Here is a 13679-nt window from a genome sequence, read left to right on the forward strand (position 1 = left end):
AGGCGATCGACCGATTCAAATCGGCTCTCACTATCACTTCTATGAAGTTAATGCTGCATTGAGATTTGACAGAGTACCGACAAAGGGAATGCGGCTAGACATTCCCGCAGGTACCGCTGTCAGATTCGAGCCAGGAGATGAAAAACAAGTCCAACTAGTCGCGCTAGCTGGCTCCCGCGAAATCTACGGCTTCAATGCCCAAATCGAAGGGAAACTCTCATAATCGATCGATCTTCCGGCGTCGGAACTATGATTTGTCGGAATTAATTGATCGACGAAGATCGACCCATCGCAGTTCATCTTCTACAGAGCGGGATTGGCGATTTTGCGAAGATCGCGAGCCGTAACTAATTTAGCTGCTAGATCGATCGCCGCACTCATACTAGTGGCATCAGCAATCCCCAATCTAGCAATATCAAATGCAGTCCCATGATCTGGTGAAGTCCGCACGAATGGCAACCCAATAGTCATATTAATCGCTCGATCGAAAGCCATCAATTTCACCGGAATTAAGCCCTGATCGTGATAGAGAGCTAAATAAGCATCGGCTGCTTGGGGCTGGGCATGAGTGCCAAACCAAGCTTGTCCAGGTTTGACCCACATCGTATCTGGTGGCAAGAGTCCGAGCAATTTGTACTCTGGATAAATCTGGCGTTCCTGTGCCAACCAACTATCGAGCCAATCCACCTCTTCTCGTCCCAATTGCCCCCCTTCACCACTGTGGGGATTTAGCCCTGCGATCGCGATCGTCCCCGACTCCAAGCCAAAATCCTCCCGCAAACACTCTACCAACAACCCCAATTTGAGACTGAGCAATGCTGGGTGCAGCGTCTGCGATACCTGTGCGAGGGGAATATGCGTCGTCGCTAACAATGCTCTCAATGTCCAACCAGTATGGGGAGAAACACCAACAAATAACATCCCAAAGCGGTCTAGCTTCGCCTTGGACGCGAGTAATTCGGTTTGACCTGGAAAATGATGTCCCGCTGCTAGCCAAGCCGATTTGGCGATGGGTGCGGTGACGATCGCGTCAAACTGCCCTGCCAATGTCCGATCAATCGCCAGATCTAAATAGGTAAAACTCGCTGCCCCACTCGTAGCATTCCCCTTCCCGATCTCGATGCCATCACGAATTGCTGGAGCCAAGGGCACATCGATAATATTTAGCAACTCTGGATTGGCTAATTCGATCGTGGCCGGGATCTGCTGGCGCAAGTACCGATAGCGATCGATTAATAAGTCGCGATTGCCAATGAGGGTGAGATTGTCAGTTACCAAAGATCGATCGCTCAACGCTTTGAGGATAACTTCGGTACCGATACCCGCTGGATCGCCTAATGTAATGACTAGTCTGGGTTGCTGCATGATTTATTACTAAGTAATGCGTTGGGGTAGCCTCTCTGAGAGAGAGTCGCCGATTTTTGCCAGTCTTCAGCAGCCAGAGCGTAGATATCATGCTCTACAAATTCGTGGTAGAGCCATTCGGCATCGCGAATAACGCCCTCTTTGGTAAAACCAAGTCGAAGCGGAATCGCGCGACTGCGGTGATTTTCTGTAGCACAAGTAATTACAACTCGGTTGAGCTTAAGCTTAGTAAAGCCATAATTAATTAAACTGCGGCAAGCTTCGGTCATAATTCCCTTACCGCGATCAGATTGGGCTAACCAATAGCCAATATAGCCAATTCGATCTTGTTGCTCAAGGCGATTAAAGCCAACCATGCCAATAATCCTGCCGCCATCATAAATAGCCGCTGCCAACCCTTTCTGCTCGGCAAATTGCTGCATTTCTCTGGCAATAAAGTCCCGCGTGTGTTCGACCTGAGTAACAACATCCAGCCACGGCAGCCATTGACGTAAGTAACTCCGATTTGCATCAGTCAGTGCAAATAGCTCTTCGGCATCAGCAATCTGAATCGATCGCAACTGATATCGATCGCCTACTGGTAATAAAAAATCGCTACTCATGGTTGGACTGCTGACAATTTTGATGATTTTAGCAAGGGATCGATCGGGTCTCCATCAGGCGATCGCTTACTTCCAATATACTGTTACGATACATGAGGCGATCCCCGTAGTCGCGGGCACCATAAAACTGTTATTTAATAAATACTAAGGAGTACTTCCATCATGGCTGGTGAGATTTTTAATGCCGCAATTTTGTCCTCAAGCTTGATTTTAGTGGGTTTGAGCCTCGGATTCTTGTTTCTCAAGATTCAAGGACCAGAAGAAGAATAACCCCCGATGGGTTAAGGGGGTAAGCTTAACCCCCTAACTCCCCGCTCCCACTCCTTGTGTGAATTTTTATTAACAAACATGAGATATTTCTGCTAATATTTTAAAGAATAGCTTTAATAATTTTTAATTATTCTTTATAAATGACATTATTAATCGTTGGTGCCACAGGTACCTTGGGTAGACAGATCGCACGCCGCGCCCTGGATGAGGGCTACCAAGTCCGCTGTTTGGTGCGAAGTGCGCGCCGAGCCGCCTTCCTCAAAGAATGGGGAGCCGAATTAGTCATCGGGAATCTCTGCGATCCTAATACCTTGACACCTGCGTTAGTAGGCGTAACGGCAATAATTGACGCCGCTACTGCTAGAGCGACGGATGCACTCAGTATCAAAACAGTTGACTGGGATGGTCAAGTCGCGCTGATTCAAGCTGCTGTTGAAGCTAAAATTGAGCGATTTATCTTCTTCTCGATTCTCGGAGCCGAGAATTATCCCAACGTCCCGTTGATGGAAATCAAACGGTGTACCGAGCTATTTTTAGCGGAATCTGGTCTAAATTATACGATTCTGCGTCCAGCGGGATTCATGCAAGGAGTGATCGGTCAATTTGCCATCCCGACACTAGAGGGGCAGCCAGTGTGGATGACTGGTGAATCTTCCCCGATCGCTTACATGGATACTCAAGATGTTGCCAAATTTGCCATCAAAGCACTTTCAGTACCAGAAACTAGCAAGCGGAGCTTTCCGATCGTCGGCAATCGCGCCTGGAACGGTCGCGAAATCATCAATTACTGCGAACTGCAATCCGGCAAAGAAGCTAAAACGACTAATGTGCCGATCAGTCTGATTCGAGTGCTCAGACAGACATTGCGGTTCTTTGAGTGGAGCTGGAACTCTGCTGATCGATTAGCCTTTACCGAAGTATTAGCAACTGGTAAGCCGCTAGCGGCTGACATGCAGGAAGTCTACCAAATATTTGGGATCGAACCGAAAGAAATCGGGACCCTGGAAGCTTATCTCCAAGAATATTTCAGCCGGATTCTCCGCAAACTCAAGGAACTAGACTACGAAAAGAACAAGCAAAAAGAAGTGCAAGCGGCGAAACAGAAGAAGAAAAAAATGATGTACTAAAGATTCAGCATCAAAAAAAGAGTGTTGCTGTCGCAGCGATCCCCACGATCGAGGGATTGTGGGTGACTAATATGCGATAATCAGAATCTAGCTAACAACAGCAATCTTGCGTACGTCCAAAGGTGAAGCAATGGATCGCGCAGCAGTAAATTCGGAGCATCGTCAGGACGCTTGACCGATCGATCTCCATGGTTAGAAGTCTGTATCCAGAGCCAATTTGAAGTAGGACTGCATCCGTGCCAAAAGTAGGCATAATCTATAATGAGGGTAAACCCGTTGCTTGTCGGATCGCCCAAGAAATTGACGACAAGCTCACAGCGCAAGGTTGGGAAGTTCATTCTGCCGCCGCTAAAGGCGGCATCTTAGGCTATTGCCAATCGGATCGGCCAATTTCACACATTCCGATCGACTCACTGTGTCCGCCTGGATTTGATGAGGATATGAGCTTTGCGATCGTGTTGGGGGGCGATGGCACGGTACTCGCTGCTTTTCGACAAGTAGCACCGCGCGGTATCCCCCTCCTGACCGTCAATACCGGACACATGGGCTTTTTGACCGAAACCTATATCAATCAATTACCAGAAGCGATCGAACGCGCAATCTCTGGCGACTACCAGGTCGAAGAACGTGCCATGCTCACGATCCAGGTCTGGGAAAGTAACACACTGTTGTGGGAAGCCTTGTGCCTCAATGAGATGGTGATCCATCGCGAACCCCTCACAAGCATGTGTCACTTTGAAGTGACCGTTGGCCGACACGCACCTGTCGATATTGCTGCTGATGGTGTTATTCTCTCCACACCGACAGGCTCTACTGCCTATTCCCTCAGCGCTGGCGGTCCCGTCGTCGCCCCTGGAGTCGATGCACTCCAATTAGTGCCAATCTGCCCTCATTCTCTTGCCTCCCGCGCCCTCGTCTTCTCCGACACCGAACCCGTCGTTATCAATTCGGCCAACCCCAACCGGCTCGTGATGGTCGTCGATGGCAACGGTGGCTGCTATATCCGTCCCGAATTTAGCATCCGCATCGCCCGATCTCAATATCCAGCCAAATTTATCCGTCTCCAACCGCCCGAATACTTTAAAATTCTGCGCGAAAAACTCGGCTGGGGATTACCCCATATTGCGAAACCGACATCAGTGGAATTACCTTAGAAATCAGTGAATAGTGGATTGTGAATAGTCAATCCTCAGCGTTTCCCAACTATCGATCGATCTCGATACCTCATTCACTAACCACTATTCACTATCCACTCACCACTATTCACTAATTCATGGCAGAAAACTCCCCTATCATCATCGTCGAAAATGATTCGGTACTAGCACAGAAAATCAGCTTGGATCTGATCGAGGCTGGTTATCAAGTTGCGATCGCTGAAAATGCTCGCATCGGACTCGAACATGCAAAAAAGCTACACCCATCATTGATTGCGATCGATCGAGCGTTACCTGGCGAATCCGCCCTCACCTTAGTCCCTCAACTGAGAGAATTGGGTTGTATGGTACCGATTTTGCTGCTGATGTCTCATGAATCGATCGCCGATCGAATTGTATGCTTAGAATCTGGAGCGGATGATTACTTCCTCAAACCCTATCATCCAGCCAAATTTTTACACACGATCGGGTTATATCTCCACTCAAATGTCACACCAGGCGAACAATTGCGATTTGGCGATCTCGTCTTGGATTTTGTCACCCATCGCGTATCTCGGAACGATCGGACGATCGAATTGACAGTCAAAGAATTTGAACTGTTGCGCTATCTGATGTCCCATCCCGAAACCGAACTGACCAGAGAACAGATTTTGGAAAATGTCTGGGGCTATGATTTCCTCGGCGAATCTAATGTAATCGAAGTCTACGTCCGCTATCTCCGCCTCAAACTGGAGAAAGATGGCGGCAAACGACTGATCCAGACCGTGCGTGGTGTTGGCTACGTGCTGCGGGATTAGGTAGAGAGGCTAGTTAACAACAACAGAAGATCCGTGATTGAATTAATTTGGAAACAAAATTATTTAATTGCTCGTCCCGATCTCCCAGGAGTGGGATGAGCAATTCAATGTCCAGATGAGCGAAAAGAATTGTCATCCTCAATGCTCGAACCGTACACCCCCGCTCCCTCAAAATCTCGTGACTCTACAGCAACTTAAATTTGGCATAACTTTTGGGATAGCTGGGATCTTGCTACTAAGTTGCTCCCTACCCGTTCGATCGGCATCGCCATTTCTGCCCCAAAAATCGGCCATCAATCAATCTAGAGCAGATCTCCAACCGACTCAGCAAGGCCAAAAACTGCCCCTAACTGCTAGATTTACCGCTCAGGGGCAAACTATCCTCTTGGAAGTGGCACGTACGTCTGAGGAGCAATCTACGGGGCTGATGTATCGCACGAGTTTAGCTGCCAATCGGGGGATGCTGTTTGTATTTTCCCCTGCACGTCCGGTCAGTTTTTGGATGAGAAATACGCTCATTCCCTTAGACATGGTGTTTCTGGCTAATGGCGTAGTTAAACATATTGGTGCAAATATCCAGCCCTGCAAGGTAGCATCTTGCCCTGGCTATGGCCCCCAGTCACAAATATCGATCGATAATGTTATCGAATTACGCAGTGGTAGAGCCGCAGAACTGAAGATTAAAGTCGGCGATCGCTTGAATATTGATAATTACTCAGCCAAAATGCTGAAATCACAATAAGTTCAAGTTTAAACGTCAGCAGCAATGTTATAATCCGTTGCTAATAATAAGAATACCCAAATCTACCGATCCGCCGTCCGAGCTTTTTTTTTAAGCCCGTGTTTCTACGGATTTCAAATATACGTTAACAGGATTAAATGTTTGTTACTGCCAGTTTTAAATTTTCTCCCCTGGCAATTGAAACTGTTAGATCCATACTACTAAATCCACCGCATTATCTTCAGCGAGCTACACCCAATTAGAGCTAGAAACTACTGTCGATATCGCGGTCGCAGTCACCTCTGCTCCAATTGTTCCACCTGGATTGTTGTAACTGACTGCATCATCAATTAAATCTCAATTTGAATCTTTGTGTAATTTAGATCGAGACTGGTGAAGATATAAGTAAGGTCTCACTGTCATCTTTCACTCTCACCAATTTCCCGATCGGAATTGTTGTCTTACACGGTGCAGATTTCTGCTTTTTTAGAAAATACGTTTTAATATTTAGCCGGAGGTACGGCCATGATTGCATCTACCCATTTAACAAAATTAATTCGCTTCTTACAAGATGACTTAGCTATCTCAGCTTCGTCGATGGCGATCGGTCTCAAGCAACTAGAGCACAACCCAGGGCCATTGCCGATGATTTTATGGCAATACGGACTGGTGACGATCGAACAACTTGATCGGATCTATGACTGGATAGACGCAACTTAGGAGTTGATAGTTGACAGCTAAGAACAATGACTAGCTAGGTTTGAAGATCCAATCTAAAAAAGCTCCGAGCTAAAACTTGGAGCTTTTTTGGTGGTTTTTAAAAATGGAGCGACCTCCAACCCGCATCTTGCTGTCCTAGTTGATGGCAGCACGATCGATTAATCTCATCAAGAGTGGCAGATCGACATAGGTAGATCCTTGGGTGTCACCATGGATAATTTGGCAAGGACGATCAGGTTCGCCGAGATCGGATAATACGAGCTTGGCGCGATCGAACCGATGATTTTGAGTGTAATCATTAATTGTGACGATCGTCTCGATGCCCGCAGCCAGCGAGGAAATCAGACCATTTTCCGAATCTTCAAATGCCAGACAATCCGCTGCTGGTAACTGCATCTGTACGAGCACATAATCGTAGATATCGGAGGCGGGTTTCTTCTTGGGGACGATATCCCCAGCCGCAATGACTTCAAACCAATCAGCATCGATATTGTTAGCTAAGAGTGCGAACACATTTTCAGGGGTCGTCGTCGTCGAGATCGCCAGCCGCAGATTGGCGGCTCTGGCCGCCGTCAACAGCCGTTTCACGCCGGGACGTAGCGGAATCCCACCCTGTGCCAATAACTGCGCATAATATTGATTTTTGGCCTTGTGGAGATCGGCAATCTTCGCATCCTCCATCCGCACATCGGGACGATAGGTGTTCAGATAAAAACGCATCCGTTCTTTACCACCAGTGACAGCCAAGAGTTTGCCATATAACTCGATCGACCAATCCCAATCCAAGCCAGCATTGGCAAAAGCTTGATTGAATGCAACCCGATGTCCGTCGCGCTCGGTGTCGGCCAGCGTACCATCGACATCAAAAATTAGTGCTTGTAATCCGCTCATCCCGATCGCCTTCCTAGTTCCACGAACAAATCTACCGTATTAGTGATGTTATCATTCCTGTCGGTGGATTGGGCAATTCGGCTGCTGTTCGCCCTGTACTGCGATCGGTGCCAAACCCTTATAATATGGGGAGGGGAATCCGTGGTAACTATCGATACTCCGCCATCGGTGGCAAGCGATCGCCATTAGTCATAATTTATTTTTCAGAACGCGGCAACTTATAGAGAATATGGCACAACTCGAAACTAGAACCGAACCGATGGTGCTAAACATGGGGCCGCACCACCCATCGATGCACGGGGTGATGCGGCTGATTGTCACCCTCGACGGTGAAGATGTCGTTGATTGCGAACCGGTGATCGGCTATCTCCATCGCGGCATGGAAAAAATCGCCGAAAACCGCACGAATATTATGTTTGTGCCCTACGTCAGCCGCTGGGACTATGCAGCGGGGATGTTCAATGAAGCAGTGACGGTAAATGCAGTTGAAAAATTGGCAAATATTTCGGTGCCCAAACGCGCCAGCCATATTCGTGTGATTATGCTGGAACTCAATCGGATTGCCAACCATTTGCTGTGGCTTGGCCCCTTCATGGCGGATGTCGGCGCGCAGACGCCGTTCTTTTATATCTTCCGCGAACGGGAGATGATTTACGATCTGTGGGAAGCGGCGACTGGCTATCGGATGGTCAATAATAACTATTTTCGGATCGGCGGCGTGGCGGTAGATTTGCCCTCTGGCTGGATCGATAAGTGTCTGGATTTCTGCGACTACTTTATGCCGAAAGTAGATGAGTATGAGAAGCTAATTACCCATAATCCGATCTTCCGCCGGCGGGTTGAAGGTGTCGGCACCATCGGTCGCGAGGAAGCGATTAATTGGGGCTTATCGGGACCGATGCTGCGCGGTTCGGGCGTGAAGTGGGATCTGCGCAAGGTTGACCAGTATGAGTGCTATGACGACTTTGATTGGGATGTCCAGTACGAGACGGCTGGTGACTGTCTGGCACGGTATTTTGTGCGGATTCGGGAGATGCGCGAATCGGTGAAGATCCTGCGGCAAGCGATTGCGGCTTTACCTGGCGGCTCCTATGAAAATCTCGAAGCCAAACGTCTGGCTGCGGGGCCAAAATCCGAGTGGGATGGGATGGATTATCAGTACATCAGTAAAAAGGTCGCCCCGACATTTAAGATTCCCAAGGGCGAAAATTACGTCCGGATCGAGAGCGGTAAGGGCGAGTTAGGGATCTTTATTATCGGTGACGATAGTGTATTCCCCTGGCGGTGGAAGATTCGGGCGGCTGATTTTAATAATGTCCAAATCTTACCGCATCTCTTGCGTGGGGTGAAGGTCGCCGATATTGTGACGATTTTGGGAAGTGTGGATATTATTATGGGTTCGGTCGATCGATAGTAATTCGGCAAGTTTATTCTGTATTTATCGATCGATTAATCTGAGACTAACTTGGATTACTCGATCGATTCTTGTTCTATACTCAGCCAGCAGGGAGAATCGATCGTGCAAACAAAGATAGATTACGAGCAAATCATCCTCAATAATTTAAGACAATTATCCCCATCACAACAGCAGGAGGTTGCGAATTTTACTGAGTTTCTCCGTCAGAAGTTTGCTGAAGTAACTAGAGAATCCAGTTTATCCCTGCAAGAACTTGCCAATCTCTCCATCAAAGAACGGCATCAATATCTTCAATCTTCGGTTGCAGCAACTGCTGAAGATTTTGCGACAGATCCAGAACTAACAGCATTCTCAGTTCTCGATGCCGAAAATTGGGAGATCGAGCATGATTAATGCTAAACGGGGCGAAGTTTGGTTAGTAGATCTCAATCCCACTAGGGGACAAGAAATTCAGAAAACTCGACCTGTTATTATTATCAGCTCCGATCTGTTCGATCGGATTGCTTTGAAAATTGCGATTCCGATTACAAGCTGGCAGTCAAAATTTGTAGATCGACCTTTTATGGTGCGAATCGATGCCAATGAAGATAATGGATTAGAGTTCGATTCAGCAGGAAATATTTTACAAATTCGTAGCCTTTCAACAGATCGATTTGTCAAACGATTAGGACAGATATCCCCAGAGATTTTGGAAGAACTGTTGTCTGGGTTGATTGTCTGTACGGATTATGAATTAAAATCCTAGATTTCAATATTTAATTGTTAACCTATTTAATGTTACCTACAGTTATTTTACCTGGCTATCTCGAAAGTGCTGATGTCTATCTACCACTTCAACAAGCTTTGAACGCACTCGGCACACCCACCACGATAGTACCGCTCCGCAAACGCGATTGGTTGCCCACACTCGGCGGTCGATCGATGGTACCGATTTTGCGACAACTAGATCGCACTGTTAATGCAGCTCTAGAAGATAATCAAGCTCAAAAAATTAATCTGATCGGACATTCCGCAGGTGGTTGGATTAGTCGGATTTACATCGGTGAAATCCCATATATCATTCATGGCGATGTCACTGAATCTGCGAAGCTATGGAATGCCAAATCCAAAGTTGCTAACTTAATTACTCTCGGTACTCCCCATATTAGTGGCGAACGCTGGACAAAGAAAAACCTCGATTTTGTCAATGATAATTATCCTGGGGCGATGTATTCAGATGTGAAATATATTTGCGTAGCTGGCAAGTCAATCTATGGTGAGAAAAAGCTCGGTCAATGGCTAGCTTATAGTAGTTATCAACAGACTTGTGGCGAGGGTAATACTTGGGGCGATGGGATTACGGCGATCGAGGCAGCACATTTAGATGGTGCGAAAAACATCATCATTGAAGATATCAAACATTCACCGCGCAGTCCCGGGATTTGGTATGGTTCGCCAGAGGTATTATCGCAGTGGACTAGTTACCTAACTTAACTGAAATTGGCGGTGATCGACTATAATTTGCAAATAACCGATCGATCGTGAGAGGTACAAAATGTTAACAGTTATCAATACAGGTGAAGAGAGAACCTTTCTTCAAGGTATCAGTTGGAATCTCTACGAGAATCTGCTAGCAGAAATCGGCGACGATGGCAAAGCCCGATTGAGTTATTATCGCGGAGATCTGGAATTTATGACCCCGTTATTTGAACATGAGAAGAGTAATCGATCGATTGAGAGGCTAATATCTACAATTGCTGAAACACTCGATCAAGATTATGCTCTGGCTGGTTCGATGACGATTAAACGTCCAGATTTAGAAGCAGGGAAAGAACCTGACTCCTGTTACTATTTTGCCAACGAACTAGCAATAAGAGGCAAAACTAAATTAGATTTTACCCAAGATCCACCACCCGATCTCGCGATCGAAATCGATATCACCAGCAGTTCGATTAAACAACTCTCGCTCTATGCAACATTGGGCGTTGGTGAAGTATGGCGATATGATGGGGCGATCTTGACATTTTATCAGTTGCAGTCTGGGGCATATGTGAGCGTAGATCGATCGCCAATCTTTCCGATCTTGTCGTCCGATCGAGTGTTAGAATTTCTCACAGATTGTCAAACTGATGGCATCAATCAAGCGGTGAAGAATTTGCGAACGTGGATTCAAGCACATCTTGGTGCAAACAGTTAGATTTGGTATCGAGCAAACGATTTGAGAAATCACCCTAGTCAAATCTGGGACTGCGTGTTGGCGGAGTATCGGCTTTACGGAATCGAGTGGTTAATGCTATAACAGACATAACTTACGATTCAGCTTCAATTACACTCGGCTGGTTTTTAAAAAATGCACAGTTTACTAGATCGGTGTCGCTACACCCAATCCCTGACTGGCTCCGCACTGCGAGAGTCACAGATCGATCTATCTCAACTCGTAGCTCAAGTTTTGCGTCGCAGCCGACGACGATAATCTAATTCGGTGTGGCGCAGAGGGCGCAGAGATAAAGAGAGAACGCGGAGAGATTTCTAGCGTTACAATTGGTTTTTGATAAAAATTTAGGAGTATTTTGATGAGTTTAGATACTGTGGTTGCTCAACCGACGATTCATCCCGAATTGTTGTCAGCTTTCAGTCAGGATGAGTTTAATAGTCACGTGATGACTACTTACGGACGGTTCAATCTTGCTTTGATTAAAGGTGAGGGTTGTACCGTCTGGGATACGGATGGTAAGGCTTATTTAGATTTTGTGGCGGGGATTGCCACCTGTACGCTGGGGCACGCACATCCAGCGGTTATCGAAGCGGTGACGACGCAGATTCAAACGCTGACTCATGTTTCCAATCTTTATTACGTCCCCGTGCAGGGTGAATTGGCGAAGTGGTTAGTTGAACATTCTTGTGCCGATCGGGTATTCTTCTGTAATTCTGGTGCCGAAGCCAATGAAGGGGCGATTAAATTAGCTCGGAAATACGCCCATACGGTCTTGAAGATTACCGAACCAGTCATTTTGACTGCCAATGCCAGTTTCCACGGACGGACGCTAGCGACGGTGACAGCAACCGGACAGCCTAAGTATCACCAGAATTTTAGTCCGTTGATGCCCGGTTTCCACTATGTACCCTACAATGACTTTGCCGCGATCGAATCCGCAGTTGCCGAACTAGATGGGCAGGTAGCAGCGATTATGCTCGAACCGCTTCAAGGGGAAGGGGGAGTAAATCCTGGGCAGATTGAATATTTCCAACAGGTGCGGAAACTCTGCGACGACAAGGGCATCTTACTGATCCTTGATGAAGTCCAAGTCGGGATGGGACGTTCGGGCAAATATTGGGGTTACGAGCAATTAGGCATCGAACCGGATATTTTCACTAGTGCCAAGGGTTTAGGCGGTGGGATTCCGATTGGCGCGACGCTGTGCAAAGCATCGTGTAATGTGTTTCAACCAGGAGATCACGCGAGTACTTACGGTGGTAATCCGTTTGTTTGTGCGGTAGCGTTAGCCGTTTGTCAAACATTAGAACGGGAAAATATCCTCAGCAATGTCCAAGCGCGGGGCGAACAATTACGGGCTGGTTTACAACAATTAGCTACCAAATATCCCGTAATCTCCGAAGTTCGGGGTTGGGGTTTAATTAATGGCTTGGAGCTGCAAGCTGAGAGTAAAATCAATGCAATTGATATTGTTAAAGCCGCGATGGATGCAGGTTTATTATTGGTACCTGCGGGTGTCAAAGTTGTCCGGTTCGTACCACCATTAATCGTATCGGCAGCAGAGATCGATCGAGCTGTGAGTATAGTCGATCGGGTTTTGGCGGCAATGTAGTAAATTCAGAGTGGGTAATTCCCACTCTAATTTTAAATCTCTGTGTAGGTTAATTGTCTAGGAATGGAAATTACGAGCGTGAAAACACAACCGATGATACCCAGTCCAGAAGTCAATTGCCGACTAATAGCCAATTTACGCCAAGCTCGTCTAGATTTTACAGAAGTCGATTTGCAACTGGAGGAATTAGTTGCTAAATTTGGCGAACTAATTCGCCAGCAAAGATTGGAACGAATTAAGTGTAAACAGCAACCGTAAATAATCAGATTGCAATATTTATGTTTTCTATTGATAAAAAAGAGCAAGAACTTATTGGAAATGCTCGAAATATAATTAAAAAACTCTTCAAGGAAAATTATCACCATATTGGTGCATCATTGCGAACAAAGTCGGGAAAAGTTTTTTCATCCGTCCATTTAGAAGCATATGTTGGGCGAGTTGCAGTTTGTGCTGAAGCAATTGCAATTGGAATGGCAGCCTCGGCAGGAGATCCGGAGATAGAGACTATAGTTGCGGTCAATAGTAAAGGTCAAGTTGTGTCACCATGCGGTATTTGTCGTGAGTTGATTTCTGATTATTCGCCTGATTGTAATGTAATTATTACAGATGAGAAGATCGTCAAAATCGATGAACTCTTACCTATGAAATATCAGCGAGATTGACAGTCAATTGCCTGAATTAAGAAAATGAATTTGAAATTTGAATTTTTAGCAGATAAACAAGAGGCAATTCCCCTTGTGGCTAAATGGTATTTTGACGAATGGGGGCATAAGGTTACTGACAACTCAATCGAGCAAACAATCGATCGA

At 46.5% G+C, this 13679-nt stretch carries 18 protein-coding genes; 15 read left to right on the forward strand and 3 right to left on the reverse strand.

Annotation, left to right across the window (positions count from 1 at the left end; translation table 11 throughout):
• A partial coding sequence (ureB, locus tag RMO27_RS22710; RefSeq protein WP_309736807.1) for an urease subunit beta occupies positions 1-223 on the forward strand: 223 nt, incomplete at its 5' end.
• Positions 224-303: 80 nt separating this feature from the next.
• Here the strand turns inward: ureB and pdxA are convergent.
• Together pdxA and RMO27_RS22720 are read right to left on the reverse strand one after the other, a co-directional pair.
• Positions 304-1365 (reverse strand): 4-hydroxythreonine-4-phosphate dehydrogenase PdxA, encoded by a 1062-nt coding sequence (gene pdxA, locus RMO27_RS22715; protein WP_309736808.1) that lies wholly within the window; start codon positions 1363-1365, stop codon positions 304-306.
• On the reverse strand, positions 1347-1967 hold the full coding sequence (locus tag RMO27_RS22720; protein ID WP_309736809.1) for a GNAT family protein: 621 nt from the start codon (positions 1965-1967) through the stop codon (positions 1347-1349). Before RMO27_RS22720 ends, pdxA begins: the two co-directional genes overlap by 19 nt.
• Positions 1968-2129: 162 nt before the next feature.
• On the opposite strand from RMO27_RS22720, the gene RMO27_RS22725 reads away from it, so the two are divergent.
• From RMO27_RS22725 to RMO27_RS22750, 6 genes are all read left to right on the forward strand, one after another.
• Complete coding sequence (locus RMO27_RS22725; protein WP_309736810.1) at positions 2130-2237, forward strand: PetM family cytochrome b6-f complex subunit 7; 108 nt, start codon at positions 2130-2132, stop codon at positions 2235-2237.
• A gap of 140 nt (positions 2238-2377) precedes the next feature.
• Entirely contained in the window at positions 2378-3364 is a 987-nt protein-coding gene (locus RMO27_RS22730) for an NAD(P)H-binding protein (protein ID WP_309736811.1), read from the forward strand.
• A 236-nt stretch (positions 3365-3600) separates the two neighbouring features.
• Positions 3601-4518 (forward strand): NAD(+) kinase, encoded by a 918-nt coding sequence (locus RMO27_RS22735; RefSeq protein WP_309736812.1) that lies wholly within the window; start codon positions 3601-3603, stop codon positions 4516-4518.
• A gap of 119 nt (positions 4519-4637) precedes the next feature.
• Positions 4638-5315, forward strand: a complete 678-nt coding sequence (gene nblR, locus RMO27_RS22740; protein ID WP_309736813.1) for a response regulator transcription factor NblR — start codon at positions 4638-4640, stop codon at positions 5313-5315.
• Between the two features lie 178 nt (positions 5316-5493).
• Positions 5494-6057 (forward strand): DUF192 domain-containing protein, encoded by a 564-nt coding sequence (locus RMO27_RS22745; RefSeq protein WP_309736814.1) that lies wholly within the window; start codon positions 5494-5496, stop codon positions 6055-6057.
• 504 nt (positions 6058-6561) lie between these two features.
• Positions 6562-6756 (forward strand): DUF2949 domain-containing protein, encoded by a 195-nt coding sequence (locus RMO27_RS22750; protein ID WP_309736815.1) that lies wholly within the window; start codon positions 6562-6564, stop codon positions 6754-6756.
• A gap of 135 nt (positions 6757-6891) precedes the next feature.
• Here RMO27_RS22750 and RMO27_RS22755 read toward each other — a convergent pair whose 3' ends face one another.
• On the reverse strand, positions 6892-7647 hold the full coding sequence (locus RMO27_RS22755) for an HAD-IA family hydrolase (protein WP_309736816.1): 756 nt from the start codon (positions 7645-7647) through the stop codon (positions 6892-6894).
• A gap of 229 nt (positions 7648-7876) precedes the next feature.
• Here RMO27_RS22755 and RMO27_RS22760 point away from each other — a divergent pair, with 229 nt between their 5' ends.
• The 8 genes from RMO27_RS22760 (at position 7877) to RMO27_RS22795 (ending at position 13532) form a co-directional block, all read left to right on the forward strand.
• Positions 7877-9061 carry an NAD(P)H-quinone oxidoreductase subunit H gene (locus tag RMO27_RS22760; protein ID WP_309736817.1) on the forward strand — a complete coding sequence of 395 codons (1185 nt, stop codon included), beginning with the start codon at positions 7877-7879 and terminating at the stop codon, positions 9059-9061.
• 105 nt (positions 9062-9166) lie between these two features.
• Positions 9167-9457, forward strand: coding sequence for a hypothetical protein (locus tag RMO27_RS22765; RefSeq protein ID WP_309736818.1), 291 nt, complete (start codon positions 9167-9169; stop codon positions 9455-9457).
• On the forward strand, positions 9450-9809 hold the full coding sequence (locus RMO27_RS22770) for a type II toxin-antitoxin system PemK/MazF family toxin (RefSeq protein WP_309736819.1): 360 nt from the start codon (positions 9450-9452) through the stop codon (positions 9807-9809). Before RMO27_RS22765 ends, RMO27_RS22770 begins: the two co-directional genes overlap by 8 nt.
• A 29-nt stretch (positions 9810-9838) precedes the next feature.
• Positions 9839-10537 carry a lipase gene (locus RMO27_RS22775; RefSeq protein ID WP_309736820.1) on the forward strand — a complete coding sequence of 233 codons (699 nt, stop codon included), beginning with the start codon at positions 9839-9841 and terminating at the stop codon, positions 10535-10537.
• 61 nt (positions 10538-10598) lie between these two features.
• The gene (locus tag RMO27_RS22780; RefSeq protein ID WP_309736821.1) at positions 10599-11240 is read left to right on the forward strand and encodes a Uma2 family endonuclease; all 642 of its coding nucleotides are present in this window, start codon (positions 10599-10601) and stop codon (positions 11238-11240) included.
• A gap of 376 nt (positions 11241-11616) precedes the next feature.
• On the forward strand, positions 11617-12870 hold the full coding sequence (locus RMO27_RS22785; protein ID WP_396133787.1) for an aspartate aminotransferase family protein: 1254 nt from the start codon (positions 11617-11619) through the stop codon (positions 12868-12870).
• A gap of 78 nt (positions 12871-12948) precedes the next feature.
• Entirely contained in the window at positions 12949-13128 is a 180-nt protein-coding gene (locus tag RMO27_RS22790) for a hypothetical protein (RefSeq protein ID WP_309736822.1), read from the forward strand.
• Between the two features lie 14 nt (positions 13129-13142).
• Positions 13143-13532, forward strand: a complete 390-nt coding sequence (locus RMO27_RS22795; RefSeq protein ID WP_396133788.1) for a cytidine deaminase — start codon at positions 13143-13145, stop codon at positions 13530-13532.
• Positions 13533-13679: the final 147 nt, after the last annotated feature.

This window comes from Chamaesiphon sp. OTE_75_metabat_556 (genome assembly GCF_031378165.1).
Classification (GTDB): Bacteria; Cyanobacteriota; Cyanobacteriia; order Cyanobacteriales; family Chamaesiphonaceae; genus Chamaesiphon.